Source organism: Staphylococcus sp. T93 (assembly GCF_016743875.1).
Lineage (GTDB): Bacteria > Bacillota > Bacilli > Staphylococcales > Staphylococcaceae > Staphylococcus > Staphylococcus aureus.
Genome location: NZ_CP068247.1, coordinates 543,399 through 559,362, shown reverse-complemented (window position 1 = coordinate 559,362; position 15,964 = coordinate 543,399). Strand labels below are relative to the sequence as shown.

The 15,964-nt window shown below is 31.3% G+C and carries 18 protein-coding genes; 6 read left to right on the top strand and 12 right to left on the bottom strand.

Annotation, left to right across the window (positions count from 1 at the left end; genetic code table 11):
* Positions 1–12 precede the first annotated feature (12 nt).
* The 3 genes from isdE to isdC are packed head-to-tail and all read right to left on the bottom strand — an operon-like array spanning position 13 to position 2,647.
* Positions 13–891, bottom strand: coding sequence for a heme ABC transporter substrate-binding protein IsdE (isdE, locus tag JG553_RS02745; RefSeq protein ID WP_001220199.1), 879 nt, complete (start codon positions 889–891; stop codon positions 13–15).
* Positions 888–1,964 carry an iron-regulated surface determinant protein IsdD gene (isdD, locus tag JG553_RS02740; RefSeq protein ID WP_001246698.1) on the bottom strand — a complete coding sequence of 359 codons (1,077 nt, stop codon included), beginning with the start codon at positions 1,962–1,964 and terminating at the stop codon, positions 888–890. Before isdD ends, isdE begins: the two co-directional genes overlap by 4 nt.
* Positions 1,964–2,647 (bottom strand): heme uptake protein IsdC, encoded by a 684-nt coding sequence (isdC, locus tag JG553_RS02735; RefSeq protein WP_000789821.1) that lies wholly within the window; start codon positions 2,645–2,647, stop codon positions 1,964–1,966. Before isdC ends, isdD begins: the two co-directional genes overlap by 1 nt.
* 208 nt (positions 2,648–2,855) lie before the next feature.
* On the opposite strand from isdC, the gene isdA reads away from it, so the two are divergent.
* Both isdA and isdB read left to right on the top strand, forming a co-directional pair.
* A complete protein-coding gene (gene isdA, locus JG553_RS02730) occupies positions 2,856–3,908 on the top strand; it encodes an LPXTG-anchored heme-scavenging protein IsdA (RefSeq protein ID WP_000160859.1) in 1,053 nt (350 codons plus the stop codon).
* A gap of 203 nt (positions 3,909–4,111) precedes the next feature.
* Positions 4,112–6,049, top strand: coding sequence for a heme uptake protein IsdB (gene isdB / locus JG553_RS02725; protein WP_001041586.1), 1,938 nt, complete (start codon positions 4,112–4,114; stop codon positions 6,047–6,049).
* A 153-nt stretch (positions 6,050–6,202) separates the two neighbouring features.
* Here isdB and rpmF read toward each other — a convergent pair whose 3' ends face one another.
* Together rpmF and JG553_RS02715 are read right to left on the bottom strand one after the other, a co-directional pair.
* Positions 6,203–6,376 carry a 50S ribosomal protein L32 gene (rpmF, locus tag JG553_RS02720; RefSeq protein ID WP_000290472.1) on the bottom strand — a complete coding sequence of 58 codons (174 nt, stop codon included), beginning with the start codon at positions 6,374–6,376 and terminating at the stop codon, positions 6,203–6,205.
* Positions 6,377–6,455: 79 nt separating this feature from the next.
* Positions 6,456–7,013 (bottom strand): YceD family protein, encoded by a 558-nt coding sequence (locus JG553_RS02715; protein ID WP_000872158.1) that lies wholly within the window; start codon positions 7,011–7,013, stop codon positions 6,456–6,458.
* Between the two features lie 126 nt (positions 7,014–7,139).
* Here JG553_RS02715 and JG553_RS02710 point away from each other — a divergent pair, with 126 nt between their 5' ends.
* The gene (locus JG553_RS02710) at positions 7,140–8,279 is read left to right on the top strand and encodes a nucleotidyltransferase (RefSeq protein WP_000843611.1); all 1,140 of its coding nucleotides are present in this window, start codon (positions 7,140–7,142) and stop codon (positions 8,277–8,279) included.
* Between the two features lie 61 nt (positions 8,280–8,340).
* Here JG553_RS02710 and coaD read toward each other — a convergent pair whose 3' ends face one another.
* Both coaD and rsmD read right to left on the bottom strand, forming a co-directional pair.
* Complete coding sequence (coaD, locus tag JG553_RS02705; RefSeq protein ID WP_000401377.1) at positions 8,341–8,823, bottom strand: pantetheine-phosphate adenylyltransferase; 483 nt, start codon at positions 8,821–8,823, stop codon at positions 8,341–8,343.
* Between the two features lies 1 nt (position 8,824).
* Positions 8,825–9,367: a 16S rRNA (guanine(966)-N(2))-methyltransferase RsmD gene (gene rsmD, locus JG553_RS02700; RefSeq protein ID WP_001263796.1), complete on the bottom strand. Its 543-nt coding sequence runs from the start codon at positions 9,365–9,367 to the stop codon at positions 8,825–8,827.
* A gap of 69 nt (positions 9,368–9,436) precedes the next feature.
* On the opposite strand from rsmD, the gene JG553_RS02695 reads away from it, so the two are divergent.
* Positions 9,437–9,826, top strand: a complete 390-nt coding sequence (locus JG553_RS02695; RefSeq protein WP_000814565.1) for a DUF7147 family protein — start codon at positions 9,437–9,439, stop codon at positions 9,824–9,826.
* A 2-nt stretch (positions 9,827–9,828) separates the two neighbouring features.
* Here the strand turns inward: JG553_RS02695 and JG553_RS02690 are convergent, their stop codons facing one another.
* Complete coding sequence (locus JG553_RS02690; RefSeq protein WP_001049150.1) at positions 9,829–10,083, bottom strand: YlbG family protein; 255 nt, start codon at positions 10,081–10,083, stop codon at positions 9,829–9,831.
* 238 nt (positions 10,084–10,321) lie between these two features.
* Between JG553_RS02690 and JG553_RS02685 the strand changes: the two genes are divergently transcribed.
* Entirely contained in the window at positions 10,322–11,248 is a 927-nt protein-coding gene (locus JG553_RS02685) for a lysophosphatidylglycerol phospholipase D (protein ID WP_000757569.1), read from the top strand.
* Positions 11,249–11,310: 62 nt separating this feature from the next.
* On the opposite strand, the gene JG553_RS02680 is transcribed toward JG553_RS02685, so the two are convergent.
* From JG553_RS02680 to cyoE, 4 genes are all read right to left on the bottom strand, one after another.
* Positions 11,311–11,745 carry a YlbF/YmcA family competence regulator gene (locus tag JG553_RS02680; protein ID WP_000606480.1) on the bottom strand — a complete coding sequence of 145 codons (435 nt, stop codon included), beginning with the start codon at positions 11,743–11,745 and terminating at the stop codon, positions 11,311–11,313.
* A gap of 15 nt (positions 11,746–11,760) precedes the next feature.
* Complete coding sequence (locus JG553_RS02675) at positions 11,761–12,798, bottom strand: CAP-associated domain-containing protein (RefSeq protein ID WP_000733409.1); 1,038 nt, start codon at positions 12,796–12,798, stop codon at positions 11,761–11,763.
* Between the two features lie 326 nt (positions 12,799–13,124).
* Complete coding sequence (locus tag JG553_RS02670; RefSeq protein ID WP_000538766.1) at positions 13,125–13,586, bottom strand: DUF420 domain-containing protein; 462 nt, start codon at positions 13,584–13,586, stop codon at positions 13,125–13,127.
* A gap of 24 nt (positions 13,587–13,610) precedes the next feature.
* A complete protein-coding gene (cyoE, locus tag JG553_RS02665; RefSeq protein ID WP_000031401.1) occupies positions 13,611–14,522 on the bottom strand; it encodes a heme o synthase in 912 nt (303 codons plus the stop codon).
* Between the two features lie 439 nt (positions 14,523–14,961).
* On the opposite strand from cyoE, the gene JG553_RS02660 reads away from it, so the two are divergent.
* The gene (locus tag JG553_RS02660; protein WP_000467123.1) at positions 14,962–15,873 is read left to right on the top strand and encodes a COX15/CtaA family protein; all 912 of its coding nucleotides are present in this window, start codon (positions 14,962–14,964) and stop codon (positions 15,871–15,873) included.
* Positions 15,874–15,964 lie beyond the last annotated feature (91 nt).

The window sequence follows — 15,964 nt, the reverse complement described above, 5'->3', positions numbered from 1 at the left end:
CATATCAACTCACTATTTTTTATCCTTATAAAATAAATCATATAATTGAGTCATTGCCTTATCAGCATCAACATTTGCTGTAATACCGAATGGCACTTCCTCTAAGTCATAAACATGATTATTTTTCACAGCTTTAAAATGTTTCCAAATATCATTTTGTTTAAATTCTTTTTGAAACATTTTCTTAACTTCTTCAGGCATTCCGTGTGGTAATCGTAAAATAATATCTGGATTGATATTCAACAAATTTTCAGTATTAGACGAAATATATTGACGATCTTTCACTTTAATAACATTTTCTCCACCTGCTATTTTAACTAAATCACCAATATATGATTTATCAGTTGCTACTAAATAGCTACCCGGTACACCCATTAATATTAATACTTTGGGATGTTTCTTTTGTTTAGCTGCTTTATTTTCAATTTTTTGCTTTACAGAATTTAAATGGTCATTTAATTCTTTTGCTTGTGCTTTACGATTAAATTGATCACCTAATTGTGTAATCGACTTTTGCATCCCTTTTAAACTATCAAAATCATAAAAGTAGCCTTTCATATTTAATTGTTTGTAAAATGGTTGCATTTCATCTTTAATCGTTGACACACTCAAAACATGTGTTGGTTTTAACTTTTTAACAGCTTCAACATTCGGCTCCATTGGTTGACCAATTTCCGGTACATCTTTATAACGATTAGGCAATGTCTTATATGACGTGGGTTTGCCGACAATTGGTAAATCCAATTTGTCCAATGTCATTGTCAATGCAACAGTTGTTGGTACGATTCTGAATTCGCCGGATTTAGTTGATTCTTGAGAACTGGAAGATTGACAGCTGGTTAAGATAACGACGCTTATCACTAAAATGGTTAAATACTTTATGATTCTCAAACTTGGTTACCTCTCTTTCTGCTGTATAAATGTGCCGAAATAAGTAAAATAGTTGCTAACACAATGCCAGCTGCAAATAACATATATTGCTTTTTATGATTTGGTTCATCAAGTTCTTTAATATCACTAGATAATTGACTACTATTCTTGCTATCATCATCTCTATTAAAAGCTGGTAACGCTTTTTCTTTTTCAACTACTTTTTTCTTTTCCTTTTTTGATTTTTCATCTTTATGTTTCGGTTGCTCTTTGTGATTATTTTCAACCTTTTTTATTGTTGGAGGGCTATTTTCAACTTTTAATGTACCTGATGCTTTAGGTCGCTCATTTTCAATCTTTTTATTACTGTCTTGTTGCACTTTATCTTTTTGTACAGGAATATCATTTAATCCTTTTTCAGTAAAAAGGCTAGTACGTCTTTCCTTAGTATCTGATTTTTGACTATCTTTTTTGTCATCAATATCTTTTTTAAGCTGATCTTGATTATTTTCTTGATTTTGATGTTTTGAAGGCACTTCTTTTGCATCATCATGTTGTACTTTTTTCTCTTTAAAATGAATAGAATACACCATTTCTTTGTTATCTAGATTTTTCTTTTCAGCCAACGTTTTAACATGCATATTGATTTTATCCATATGCTGTTCAATTAAAATTCTTACTATTGTGTCATCCTTTTCATCTTTTATAACAAAAGGAAATTCTTCATTTTTGTCATTTTGAAAAACAAGTTGTTCTTTATCTATTTGACCTTTTAGCTTTACTTGCAAGTAAATTTTACCAGTCATATCTGAAATCAATTGCGCCTTTTCGTCAACTAGTTGTTGTTCCTCAGTTACATTTTTATTTTCTTGATTAAAAATTAGTAACTCTAACGCTTTATTCTCTTTTATCTTTTCATCAAAAATTGATGTAGTTAATTCTGTTTTATCTTTTGCTTCAGGTTGATTAAATTTGGCTGATGGATATTTTATCTCATCAGCCAACACGCTACCAATCATTGTTGTATATGTAAGTATACCTAAGCTAATAATAGCTATAATAGATTTTGTAGCAATTTGTTTAACATTTCTCATTATTCCACATTGCCTTTAGATTTTTTTCTAACAAACAATGTGATTGCGATTAATAATGCTAAGGATGCAACTGGTATTGCATATATATATGCAGGTGTACCAGCATTTGTTTGTGGATTTTCTACTTTGTCTTTATTCGAACTATTAGATTCACTTTGACCAGTAGTCGTTCCATCAGATCCTTTGTCACTACCTGAAGCAGAATTTTTATCATCTTTACCTGGTGCATTAGCACCTGCTACATCAGTTGGTCCATTAAATTTATATGTAATGTTGTAATGATGGTCATATTTGAATGGCTTTCCATTTACTTTTTCATCGATATAAACGTCAATTTTTCCATCTATTTTACCGTTCAACTTACTTACTTCAAATTCAGAAGTGCGTTCATCTTTGGCAGTGTTTTTACTAATAATATTTTCTTTATGTCCTTCGATACTCATTCCAGTAATCCAATGACTGTGGTTGACAGTTATTTGAACATACAATTTACCATTTTTCTTAATGTACTTTGCCGGTTTATTAAAATAGTCATTAGCAATTGACGTGTCATTGGTATTGTATTTGTAAACCTCATAATTCAAAGTACCGCTATCTGCGGCATTTGCAGAATTACTGAATGTCGCGATGATGATAATTAACGCTAAAATCGTTGTATTAAAAACTTTTAAAATATTTTTCAAAACATAATCCTCCTTTTTATGATTGCTTTTAAGTCTTTAGTAAAATCATAAATAATAATGATTATCATTGTCAATATTTATTTTATAATCAATTTATTATTGTTATACGAAAATAGATGTGCTAGTATAATTGATAACCATTATCAATTGCAATGGTTAATCATCTCATATAACAACACATAATTTGTATCCTTAGGAGGAAAACAACATGACAAAACATTATTTAAACAGTAAGTATCAATCAGAACAACGTTCATCAGCTATGAAAAAGATTACAATGGGTACAGCATCTATCATTTTAGGTTCCCTTGTATACATAGGCGCAGACAGCCAACAAGTCAATGCGGCAACAGAAGCTACGAACGCAACTAATAATCAAAGCACACAAGTTTCTCAAGCAACATCACAACCAATTAATTTCCAAGTGCAAAAAGATGGCTCTTCAGAGAAGTCACACATGGATGACTATATGCAACACCCTGGTAAAGTAATTAAACAAAATAATAAATATTATTTCCAAACCGTGTTAAACAATGCATCATTCTGGAAAGAATACAAATTTTACAATGCAAACAATCAAGAATTAGCAACAACTGTTGTTAACGATAATAAAAAAGCGGATACTAGAACAATCAATGTTGCAGTTGAACCTGGATATAAGAGCTTAACTACTAAAGTACATATTGTCGTGCCACAAATTAATTACAATCATAGATATACTACGCATTTGGAATTTGAAAAAGCAATTCCTACATTAGCTGACGCAGCAAAACCAAACAATGTTAAACCGGTTCAACCAAAACCAGCTCAACCTAAAACACCTACTGAGCAAACTAAACCAGTTCAACCTAAAGTTGAAAAAGTTAAACCTACTGTAACTACAACAAGCAAAGTTGAAGACAATCACTCTACTAAAGTTGTAAGTACTGACACAACAAAAGATCAAACTAAAACACAAACTGCTCATACAGTTAAAACAGCACAAACTGCTCAAGAACAAAATAAAGTTCAAACACCTGTTAAAGATGTTGCAACAGCGAAATCTGAAAGCAACAATCAAGCTGTAAGTGATAATAAATCACAACAAACTAACAAAGTTACAAAACATAACGAAACGCCTAAACAAGCATCTAAAGCTAAAGAATTACCAAAAACTGGTTTAACTTCAGTTGATAACTTTATTAGCACAGTTGCCTTCGCAACACTTGCCCTTTTAGGTTCATTATCTTTATTACTTTTCAAAAGAAAAGAATCTAAATAAATCATCGTCACACTCATAACTTAATATATTTTTTATTTTAAATTTTATTTAACCTATGTCATAGATATTTCATAATCTATAACATAGGTTATTTTTTTTATAAAATAACGTTGCAATTAACTAACATTTCAATGTACAATACAAGTAATCAATTGATAATGATTATCAGTTGATAATATACAATTAGGAGTTGTTTCTACAACATGAACAAACAGCAAAAAGAATTTAAATCATTTTATTCAATTAGAAAGTCATCACTAGGCGTTGCATCTGTAGCAATTAGTACACTTTTATTATTAATGTCAAATGGCGAAGCACAAGCAGCAGCTGAAGAAACAGGTGGTACAAATACAGAAGCACAACCAAAAACTGAAGCAGTTGCAAGTCCAACAACAACATCTGAAAAAGCTCCAGAAACTAAACCAGTAGCTAATGCTGTCTCAGTATCTAATAAAGAAGTTGAGGCCCCTACTTCTGAAACAAAAGAAGCTAAAGAAGTTAAAGAAGTTAAAGCCCCTAAGGAAACAAAAGAAGTTAAACCAGCAGCAAAAGCCACTAACAATACATATCCTATTTTGAATCAGGAACTTAGAGAAGCGATTAAAAACCCTGCAATAAAAGACAAAGATCATAGCGCACCAAACTCTCGTCCAATTGATTTTGAAATGAAAAAGAAAGATGGAACTCAACAGTTTTATCATTATGCAAGTTCTGTTAAACCTGCTAGAGTTATTTTCACTGATTCAAAACCAGAAATTGAATTAGGATTACAATCAGGTCAATTTTGGAGAAAATTTGAAGTTTATGAAGGTGACAAAAAGTTGCCAATTAAATTAGTATCATACGATACTGTTAAAGATTATGCTTACATTCGCTTCTCTGTATCAAACGGAACAAAAGCTGTTAAAATTGTTAGTTCAACACACTTCAATAACAAAGAAGAAAAATACGATTACACATTAATGGAATTCGCACAACCAATTTATAACAGTGCAGATAAATTCAAAACTGAAGAAGATTATAAAGCTGAAAAATTATTAGCGCCATATAAAAAAGCGAAAACACTAGAAAGACAAGTTTATGAATTAAATAAAATTCAAGATAAACTTCCTGAAAAATTAAAGGCTGAGTACAAGAAGAAATTAGAGGATACAAAGAAAGCTTTAGATGAGCAAGTGAAATCAGCTATTACTGAATTCCAAAATGTACAACCAACAAATGAAAAAATGACTGATTTACAAGATACAAAATATGTTGTTTATGAAAGTGTTGAGAATAACGAATCTATGATGGATACTTTTGTTAAACACCCTATTAAAACAGGTATGCTTAACGGCAAAAAATATATGGTCATGGAAACTACTAATGACGATTACTGGAAAGATTTCATGGTTGAAGGTCAACGTGTTAGAACTATAAGCAAAGATGCTAAAAATAATACTAGAACAATTATTTTCCCATATGTTGAAGGTAAAACTCTATATGATGCTATCGTTAAAGTTCACGTAAAAACGATTGATTATGATGGACAATACCATGTCAGAATCGTTGATAAAGAAGCATTTACAAAAGCCAATACCGATAAATCTAACAAAAAAGAACAACAAGATAACTCAGCTAAGAAGGAAGCTACTCCAGCTACGCCTAGCAAACCAACACCATCACCTGTTGAAAAAGAATCACAAAAACAAGACAGCCAAAAAGATGACAATAAACAATTACCAAGTGTTGAAAAAGAAAATGACGCATCTAGTGAGTCAGGTAAAGACAAAACGCCTGCTACAAAACCAACTAAAGGTGAAGTAGAATCAAGTAGTACAACTCCAACTAAGGTAGTATCTACGACTCAAAATGTTGCAAAACCAACAACTGCTTCATCAAAAACAACAAAAGATGTTGTTCAAACTTCAGCAGGTTCTAGCGAAGCAAAAGATAGTGCTCCATTACAAAAAGCAAACATTAAAAACACAAATGATGGACACACTCAAAGCCAAAACAATAAAAATACACAAGAAAATAAAGCAAAATCATTACCACAAACTGGTGAAGAATCAAATAAAGATATGACATTACCATTAATGGCATTATTAGCTTTAAGTAGCATCGTTGCATTCGTATTACCTAGAAAACGTAAAAACTAATAAATCGTCTTTATATTTAATTATTAAATTAACAAATTTTAATTGGCGGATGAGGTATCCAGTTACCTCGTTCGCCAATTATTTTTCGCAATATAAAAAGTCCCACTTAAAACAATCATTTTAAGCGGGACTTTTTATATTGAGTAACTAAAATTATTTAGCTGCTACTTCTTCGCCATTGTAAGAACCACAGTTTTTACATACACGGTGTGATAATTTGTATTCGCCACAGTTTGGGCATTCAGTCATACCTGGTACTGAAATTTTGAAATGCGTACGACGTTTGTTTTTTCTAGTTTTAGAAGTTCTTCTTTTTGGTACTGCCATGATATATCCTCCTTAGATTATAAACGAAAAATACTAAATGTTAGTTTAATTAACAACATTATATCATTAATTAAACTACTTATTGCTCTTTATCATATAATTGTTGTAATTTTTGAAGCCTTGGATCAACTTGTCGTGATTCTGAATCATCTTGTTCTTGCTGTTTAGCAAGCTCATCTAATTGATCCTCATCGATTACTTCCCAACCATTACCTACTGTCAACATTTGGTCACTTTGCTCTGAATAAGCTCTCATTGGTTTCTCAATAATAACTATATCCTCGACAATATCCTGAAGATTAACCATACCATCTTTAATAATGTGATAGTGTTCATCTACATCATCTTGATCATCGTTATACTGATTGTACCCTTCTAAATCAAATACTTCTGTAGTAGTTACATCTAGTGGGACTTTTACTGGTACAAGAGTACGTGCACAAGGCATTGTATACGTTCCAGTAATGTGAATATCCGCAACGACTTCTGTTGACTTAATGGTTAACTGACCTTGGATTGTAATTGGAGATAAATCAATTAAATCTAATGATTCTTTTAAATTGTCAAAACTCACCGTTTGATCAAATTCAAATGGCTTACCTTGATATTTCCTTAATTGCGTAATTGACCATTTCATATGGCTTCACCTCTAACAAGCACAAAATTTATTTTAACTTTCTAAGAACAAGTTGTCAAGATTTTTTCTTAACATATCATGTTCTGTTACAATATTAATAATGAATACCGAAAGGACGAATTGCAAATGAAAAGCGTTGGCTTAATCACAGAATATAATCCCTTTCATAATGGGCATCAATATCATATTAATCAATCTAAAAAACTTACAAATGCTGACGTTACTATTGCAATAATGAGTGGTAACTTTGTCATGCGTGGCGAACCAGCAATCTATAATAAGTTTACTCGTGCAAAAATGGCATTATCAACAGCTGATTTAGTTATCGAACTACCAGCAACTGCCAGTTTATCATCTGGCGATCATTTTGCCGAACTAGCAGTTAAAGTCGCAGATTATATGAGTGTCGATACAATTGCATTTGGTAGTGAAAATAATGATATCAAAACATTAAAGCAATTAGCACACAGCATTAATGAAATTGAACAATCTGAATCCTTTTCACAAAAAGTAAAAGAAGGTAAAAGCTACCCTCGTATCATTAGCGAATTATTAGAGCATCATGAAGCACTAGCAAGTCCTAACAACATACTTGGTATTAGTTACCTGAAAGCAATTGCTAAAAATGCTAAAAACATCAATGCAATTTCTATCAAACGAGAAAATGCTCAACATCATGATTCATTAATTCAACACCATCAGTTTGCAAGTGGTACATCTATTAGAACATCAATCATTAGTCAAGATGATCATTGGCATCATGTGGTACCTAAAGATATTCAACACTTGTACGTAACACCTCATATAACATTAAATCAAATATTTCCATATTTGAAATATCAAATCATAGCTATGACTACAGATTCATTAAAAAATATTTATACTGTTACTGAAGGTTTTGAAAATCGTTTGAAATCTAACATTTATGAAGCAACTGATTTTCATCATTTTGTAAAATTACTAAAAACAAAGCGTTATACATATACGCATATCCAAAGACTGTTAATGAATGTATTATTAAACATTAAACCTACAGATGTTACGAGTAACATTCACGCAGTTAAAGTATTAGCGATGAACGACCGTGGCAGACAATATTTAAAGCATTTAAAAACAGCGTTCCCAGAAAGACAATATATAACCAATATTAACAAAAGCAATGCACATTACTTCACAAATGAAATCAAAGCAACACACATATACAATGCAATAAGCGGGCAACAACAAACAGATTTCAACACGCCTGTCATACAGCAATATCGTTAACAAATGAAAACAGTATTTTAGGATTGTAAACCATGATAAACCTAAAATACTGTTATTTTTATTACTTAAATTTCTTCTTCAATGCCTTTTCAACATAAGGTGGAACGAATTCAGAAATATCTGCTCGATAAGCTGCAACTTCTTTAACAATACTTGAACTTATAAATGAATAATTAGTACTAGACATCATATATAACGTTTCAATTTCATTGTTCAACTTTTTATTCATTGAAGTTAAGCGTAATTCATATTCAAAATCACTGACTGCTCTTAAACCACGTATGATTGTTTTAGCTCCTACTTGTTCACAATAATCGACTAGTAAACCACTAAATTGATGAACCTTGACATTAGGTAAATGTTTAACAGATTGTTCAATTAAATCCATACGCTCTTCTAAACTAAACGTACCTTCTTTTTTACTATTTTTAAGAACACAGACATGAATTTCATCAAATCTATCTGTACTTCTCTCAATAATGTCTAAATGACCATAAGTAATGGGGTCAAAACTACCCGGAATGACCGCTATTGTATGTTCCATGCTATTCTCCCTTTTCTAATAACAATGTGTCTGTCAACCCATAATGGTAACGTTTAATCATATTAAACGGTTGATAATCTATTTCTTCATGATTGCTAAATTCACAAACGATGATACCATTTTCTTTCAATAAATTAAACTCTGAAATTAGTTTTAAAGCTTTATCAATGAGACCTTTATTATAAGGTGGATCTAAGAAAATGACATCAAATTGAATATCACGTTTTGACAATGCTTTTAAAGCTCTATCTGCATTATTTTTATAAACTTCAGATTGTGCCTCTAAATCCAAATTCGCAAGATTTGATTTAATAACTTTTACAGCTTTAAAATTTTGATCAACAAAGATTACCTTATCCATACCTCGAGAGAGTGCTTCTATTCCAAGCGCCCCGCTTCCTGCAAATAAATCTAAACCTATACCTGACACATCATATAAACTATTAAAGATACCTTCTTTAACTTTATCCATAGTTGGTCTCGTATTACGGCCTTCCATACTTTCTAAAGCTTTACTTTTATGTTTACCTGCAATGACGCGCATGTTGTTCACACTTCCAATTCATTTAGTTATTTAATATAATTTATTGAGAAAAAGGAGAATGATAAACCAATGAAACAAACATTTATTACACTTGGTGAAGGTCTAACAGATTTGTTCGAATTCATGACGATGATTGAATATAACCATCAACGTATTGATAAAATTATCTATTTTCATTCACCACAAGCTGAAAATAAAAAGTCATCTGTAGCAATCATTATGAACCCTACAACTGGCAATCATTTCCAAGCATTTTATATCATGATAAACGCTATTAAATATCCATATCCAGATTCAAATAAAAAGTTTCAAATGATAAATGATTGTGCTGAAAAATTCGACATACCAATTTTAGGTATCGATGTACAGCCCCCTCAAGCATTTCATGATTTATCGTTATATTATAATTATTTAATTAGTGTGTTAAGGCTCCAAAAATGGATACCAGAACTTCAATAATATTAATTATATATTTCGTGTTTCTCTTTTTCGTAAGTTTTCTTTAAGTATTTATATGGTGAGCCATCAATGTGTCTAACGTATTTAAGTTGCATTAGTTTATGTACAATTTGATCAACATCTTGCTCATTCACATACATAATTACAAATTTACGATCTCTATTTGAATGAACGATATGTCCATATTTTCGGATTTGTCGTTCATGTTTCATATGTTTTAAATAAACTACAATACTAGTTCTTGGGATTAAATTCATTTAAACCTCACTCCATTTATTTTCAGCATTAATCATATCATGTCTTTATTAATTTTAAAATATTAAGCTACCTTAATTATGTCTTATGTAATTGCTCGATAAATGTATTTAGATTATATTAAACATCATTATATTAATTCAATTCTCAAGAGCATCACTATATGATTAACCACACATTTCGCTGTAGTCAGAACTATGAATTTGTTAAGCTATAAAAGTAAACGAGGAGGAATTTTTTATGAAAAAAGTAAACAGAAACATTTTAAATGCGGTACTAGTCGGTGCTGGATTTTTAAGTAGTCTATTAATGATCAATAAAAATAAAGTGATTACTAAAAAGCAAACCATCCCTGCTTTTTTCAAAGGCAATGCACCATATATATTTGCGCATCGCGGTGGTATGGCTTTAAGACCAGAGCAAACGCAACTTGCATTTGACTATGCTAAACAATTAGGCGTTGATGGCTTTGAAACAGATGTGAGACTCACAAAAGATCAACAGCTTATCGTTTTTCATGACGCAACTGTTGATAGAACGACGAACGGCTCTGGAAAAGTTAGTGCCCATACATTAGCAGAATTAAAGAAATTAGACGCAGCTTATCACTTCAAAGATATCAATGGACTAACACCATATCGTGGTCATGCACACACAGCTATACTAACCTTCGATGAGTTGCTGAAGCAATATCCTGATATGTATATAAACGTAGACTTAAAAGATGCTCCTGAATCCTATGAAGGCTCAATCGCACCACAAATTATGTTTGATACAATTGCAGAAAATCAAGCATTTGACCGCGTTCTTGTGACAAGTTTTTATAAAGAACAAATCGTTCGTTTTAATAAAATTGCACAAGGATCCGTCGCAATTGGTGCTAGCCAACAGGAAGTTACAGAAGCATTTTTAAAATATCATTTATTAGGTGGTAGGTACTACCAACCATTAGCACAAACGTTCCAAATGCCTACTCATTTTAAAGGCATTGATTTGACTTCATCTCGTTTTATCAAATGGTTAAATGATATGAATATCATTCCAGGCTATTATGGCGTAAATAGTATAAATCTGATGAATGATTTATACCAAAAAGGTGCACACACGATTGTGACAGATCGACCAGATTTAGCACAACAATTCAAACAAACAATCCCGAATAAATAAAAACATCGAGTCAGATGCTAGTTAGTGGTTTCAATAACCACCTTTTTCTGACTCGATGTTTTTTATAATGAACAATTACAGGATCCGCCCGTCGCACAACCACTATGTGATGTTTGAAAGAATGGATTACCTGTTTCTATTTTGACATGTTCTGAAACAGCGTACGCAATTTTCGTAACAACTTCATCTATTAAATGTTGAAGTGCCATTTCCCTAGCTTTGTAATGCATCACAACGTCAAGCATCTCATATGCTCTTTTGCGTTGTCTTGTCTCTAACATAACTTTCTTATAATCAGGATGATATTTCCCGAATCGCATTACTTCATCATATTTCTCTTTTGATTTTAAAAATGATTGATAAAGTAAATGTGCTTCGTCATTGTTTTCGAGCGCCTGTTTAGCTTGCTCAAATGATGCATAAATATCTGATGCAACTATCATATCAGCTAGTTCATCAATATCATCTAATATCGCTAGTGAAGCTTCATTAATCATAAATACCCCTCATTGTTATTTTTCTAAGAAAATTAGTGAATAATAATCTCTCATTACATCTCCACCCATCTCATCGTATTTTGAATTTAATAGACGAGATCGATGTATATCTGAATTCATCCAACTATGGATTAATGTTGGTACATCATTAAACGCATAACCAACATTTTGAGCAGTTGTTTTATAAGTAACGTGATTTTTATCTAATTGCCCTCTTAATGCGTCCTCTGTAAATTCAACACTATCAGAACCATTAGAGGTCGCTTCATATAAGTTATTAGATGCAATATGTGCTAAATCGCTATTGATTTTCAATGGTTTTAATCCTTTTAATTTTCTCATTTCATTCGTTACTTCATAAAGAGAAATTAATTGATTTGGATTTTGCTCAACTGGACGCTTATTATGCTCTTCTGACGTAGAATTAGAATTTAATTGATAAGGTTCAATATCTGCTAACATTTCTTTTGTTAAAAATCGTACACTTAGCACCTTTTTCGATTGTTGATCAGAATACACTTGTGCATATATGTCGCCATATTTAATCAGTGTTTGTGTTTTTAAATCTTCATCTGAAAGTTCAAATTCATATTTTTTACCATCAACTTTAAAGGACGGTTCTGGATTAATACTTGTATGATTAAAAATTTCTGCAGAATGTTGTCCTATTTTTAACGGACTAACATTGACTTTCTCACCTGTAGCATACACTGAAACGATTTCTTCACGTTTAGTTGAAACAATGTAATAACTGTTTTTGTCTTTAAACACATAATTTTTGTAACCATCTCTAAAAGGGTAGACACGATCTGCTTGTCCAAATTTAGAAGTAAGCACTTTAATATCTTTACCTACCCATGTACCAACACCTTCTTTAGGCTTTGGATTTTCAGCATGGTTATTTGATTTATTCACCTGTTCAGATCTATTTACTTTATTACCTTTATTCGGGTTCTCTAATACATCAAATTTTAATCTCGGTGAATAAAAAAGATATATTAAAAATCCAACTAAAAATAATACACCGACGACTCTTATAATTAACTTTTTCATCAATCAACCACCTAAAAAGTATTAATACTATTGTAAAAAACAACACATTAATTAGCAAATTTTCAACACTGACATAACTGTGTCGTTTCGATAAAACAAAATCATCTTCAGGCATAATTTTAACGTCATAAAGATTTTCCCTACACTCTATATCATAACCTATCTTTATGTTTTCAGGTTGAATTTCATTATTAAGATTAAAATATGTATAAAAAAATGGACAGTTAAGGTATCAAATGAATACCATCAACTGTCCGACTATTCTTCATCAAAAAACCTGATAAAACAAATTGCCTTATCAGATTAGTATCATTTGTATAAGCATATTAATGACCAAATGTTGCTTTAATCAGTGATGTCGTTTCTCCACCTGGATATAATACATATAATAATAAGTAAACTGCTACACCTGTAATTGCAGTACAGAACCATATAACTGAAGCGAATGGCCCGAATTTGCGGTGTACATTATATTTATCTTTAAATGCAGTAATAATTTGAACTAGGCCTAGAATACCACCAATTGTTGCTAAATTAATGTGGAAAAATAAGAAAATCGTATAATATTTCTTAATTGATGCTGGTCCGCCAAATGCTGTATTACCGATAAAAATCGTTCTACTTGCATAGATTAAGAAAAAAGTTAAAGCAAAAACAGCTGCAGCTAACATAACATTTTTGTGTTTATTTATTTCCCTTTTCCAAATAAGTCTCCAACCAATGGCAATTAAAATTGCACTAATGACAATACATGTCGTACTAATCGTTGGTAAAATTGGAACGCCCATATTTTTCATCCTAACTTAATTAATCTAGATCAAAGTAAGTAATGAAACAATCACAGCTAACACGAAAAAGATCACTAAATAATTTAGTGAATATATAAACATTTGTGTTGCCCATTTTGTTTGATCTGAATTTTTCTTAAATGTTGTTAAACCTAATGCAATCCATCCTAAATTTAATAAGGTAGCTAACACTACGAATACGACACCTAAATTTATTAGTAATAAAGGTACTGGCAATAAAATAATCAACCAGATAAACATACTGACACGTGTACGTTTAAAGCCCTTAACTGATGGTAACATTGGAATATTTGCAAGTGCATATTCATCTTTACGTTTAATAGCTAAGGCATAAAAATGAATTGGTTGCCAACAAAATACAACTAAAAACAGCGCAATCGCTGTTAAACTAATTTGTCCTTCAATTGCAACCCATCCAATTAGTGGTGGTACTGCTCCAGGAAAACTCCCAATCACTGTGTTCCATGTTGTATGTCTTTTAGACCATATTGAGTAATAAGACACATAACCTACAATCCCCATAAGACCAAGTACGCCTGATGGTATATTCAATAAAAACAAACAAATTTCTCCAACTAACATCATACCAAAACTTAATAGTAATAAATTTTGATCTGTAATTCTATTATTTACAGTTGGTCTATTTTGTTTACTAGGCATAATACGATCAATATCTTGGTCGTAATAATTATTTAACGCACATGCGCCACCCATAATTAAAGTAGATCCAAATAGCATTAATAAAATTTGAGGTATTGATGATAAGAAGGAATGATTTGTCATTACAACTGCTAGCCATGCGCCCGCAAAAGCCGGAATTAAGTTACCTTGAACAAGTCCCATTTTAATTATCTGTTGCAATTCTTTGAAGTTAACTCTGCTAATATTTTGTGACAAAGTATGCTCTTTGCTCATAATCCCCCTCCTTAAATTTGTTCATATAAGATTATGATATCTTAGATTGCATAAAAAGACTAGGTTTAATAAAATTAAATTGTGACAAATTAACGACAAGAGAAAATGTCAATTTTGTGACACAAATAACATTTAATTTATTGCTATAATGTATATGTTAGAAAATTTTAATAAGTAGAATCATGCATCTAAAAGAGATTAATATTTAAGCTTCAAATTTGAGTAAACGTGGATTACATAATTATCCCAATAAAAAAATCATTACGATTAAGTTCTTTTTATGTCGTCCACATACAATACTTGTAAAATTAAATCATATTTCCTGCGTTGGATCCCATCTTTTCATATCCTACAATCAGGTCTATTTATAGTATCATCTCAAATCCGGCTATTAATTCTAATTCTCAGTGATGCGTTTTTTTATGATGGGGTGTATAAATTGTTTGGCAAAAAGAATTTAAAATGGTTAGGTGTCGTAGCAACGTTAATGATGACATTTGTACAACTTGGTGGAGCCTTAGTTACCAAAACCGGATCAGCTGATGGTTGTGGTTCTTCTTGGCCACTATGTCATGGTGCGTTGATTCCAGAATTCTTTCCTATTGATACGATTATTGAGTTAAGTCATAGAGCCGTTTCAGCTTTGTCTTTATTAATGGTCTTATGGTTAGTTATCACTGCATGGAAACATATAGGCTATATTAAAGAAATTAAACCTTTATCAATCATTAGTGTTGGATTCTTATTATTGCAAGCATTAATCGGAGCTGCTGCTGTTATTTGGCAACAAAACGATTACGTTTTAGCATTGCACTTTGGTATATCATTAATCAGTTTCTCATCTGTATTTTTAATAACATTGATTATTTTCTCTATAGATCAAAAATATGAAGCTGACGAATTATATATCAAAAAGCCATTAAGACGTTTAACATGGTTAATGGCAATCATCATTTATTGTGGTGTTTATACTGGTGCACTAGTGAGACATGCGGATGCAAGTTTAGCATATGGTGGTTGGCCATTGCCATTCCACGATCTTGTACCACATTCAGAACAAGATTGGGTTCAACTCACGCATCGTATCATGGCTTTTATAGTGTTTACGATTATTATGATTACTTATATTCACGCTGTTAAAAATTATCCAAATAACCGTACTGTTCATTATGGTTATACAGCTGCATTTATACTTGTTATATTACAAGTTATCACAGGTGCATTATCTATTATGACAAATGTTAACCTGATAATCGCACTTTTCCATGCATTATTTATCACTTATTTATTTGGTATGACAACATACTTTATCATGCTAATGTTACGATCAGTAAGAAGTGACAAGCAATAACAAAAAAGCAAACCGTAATTTTAATGGCACGCCCATTAAAATTACGGTTTTTTATATCAATATTTAAAATTAAACCTAAGCCATGTAAAAA

What these genes read in the sequence shown, in the direction of transcription:
- cyoE (WP_000031401.1), bottom strand. Translation starts at nt 14,522, where the DNA reads ATGAGCAAAGAGCATACTTTGTCACAAAATATTAGCAGAGTTAACTTC.
- JG553_RS02690 (WP_001049150.1), bottom strand. Translation starts at nt 10,083, where the DNA reads ATGAATTTAATCCCAAGAACTAGTATTGTAGTTTATTTAAAACATATG.
- JG553_RS02710 (WP_000843611.1), top strand. Translation starts at nt 7,140, where the DNA reads ATGAAAAGCGTTGGCTTAATCACAGAATATAATCCCTTTCATAATGGG.
- JG553_RS02675 (WP_000733409.1), bottom strand. Translation starts at nt 12,798, where the DNA reads ATGAAAAAGTTAATTATAAGAGTCGTCGGTGTATTATTTTTAGTTGGA.
- isdD (WP_001246698.1), bottom strand. Translation starts at nt 1,964, where the DNA reads ATGAGAAATGTTAAACAAATTGCTACAAAATCTATTATAGCTATTATT.
- rpmF (WP_000290472.1), bottom strand. Translation starts at nt 6,376, where the DNA reads ATGGCAGTACCAAAAAGAAGAACTTCTAAAACTAGAAAAAACAAACGT.
- rsmD (WP_001263796.1), bottom strand. Translation starts at nt 9,367, where the DNA reads ATGCGCGTCATTGCAGGTAAACATAAAAGTAAAGCTTTAGAAAGTATG.
- isdB (WP_001041586.1), top strand. Translation starts at nt 4,112, where the DNA reads ATGAACAAACAGCAAAAAGAATTTAAATCATTTTATTCAATTAGAAAG.
- JG553_RS02670 (WP_000538766.1), bottom strand. Translation starts at nt 13,586, where the DNA reads ATGGGCGTTCCAATTTTACCAACGATTAGTACGACATGTATTGTCATT.
- coaD (WP_000401377.1), bottom strand. Translation starts at nt 8,823, where the DNA reads ATGGAACATACAATAGCGGTCATTCCGGGTAGTTTTGACCCCATTACT.
- JG553_RS02685 (WP_000757569.1), top strand. Translation starts at nt 10,322, where the DNA reads ATGAAAAAAGTAAACAGAAACATTTTAAATGCGGTACTAGTCGGTGCT.
- isdA (WP_000160859.1), top strand. Translation starts at nt 2,856, where the DNA reads ATGACAAAACATTATTTAAACAGTAAGTATCAATCAGAACAACGTTCA.
- JG553_RS02695 (WP_000814565.1), top strand. Translation starts at nt 9,437, where the DNA reads ATGAAACAAACATTTATTACACTTGGTGAAGGTCTAACAGATTTGTTC.
- JG553_RS02680 (WP_000606480.1), bottom strand. Translation starts at nt 11,745, where the DNA reads ATGATTAATGAAGCTTCACTAGCGATATTAGATGATATTGATGAACTA.
- JG553_RS02715 (WP_000872158.1), bottom strand. Translation starts at nt 7,013, where the DNA reads ATGAAATGGTCAATTACGCAATTAAGGAAATATCAAGGTAAGCCATTT.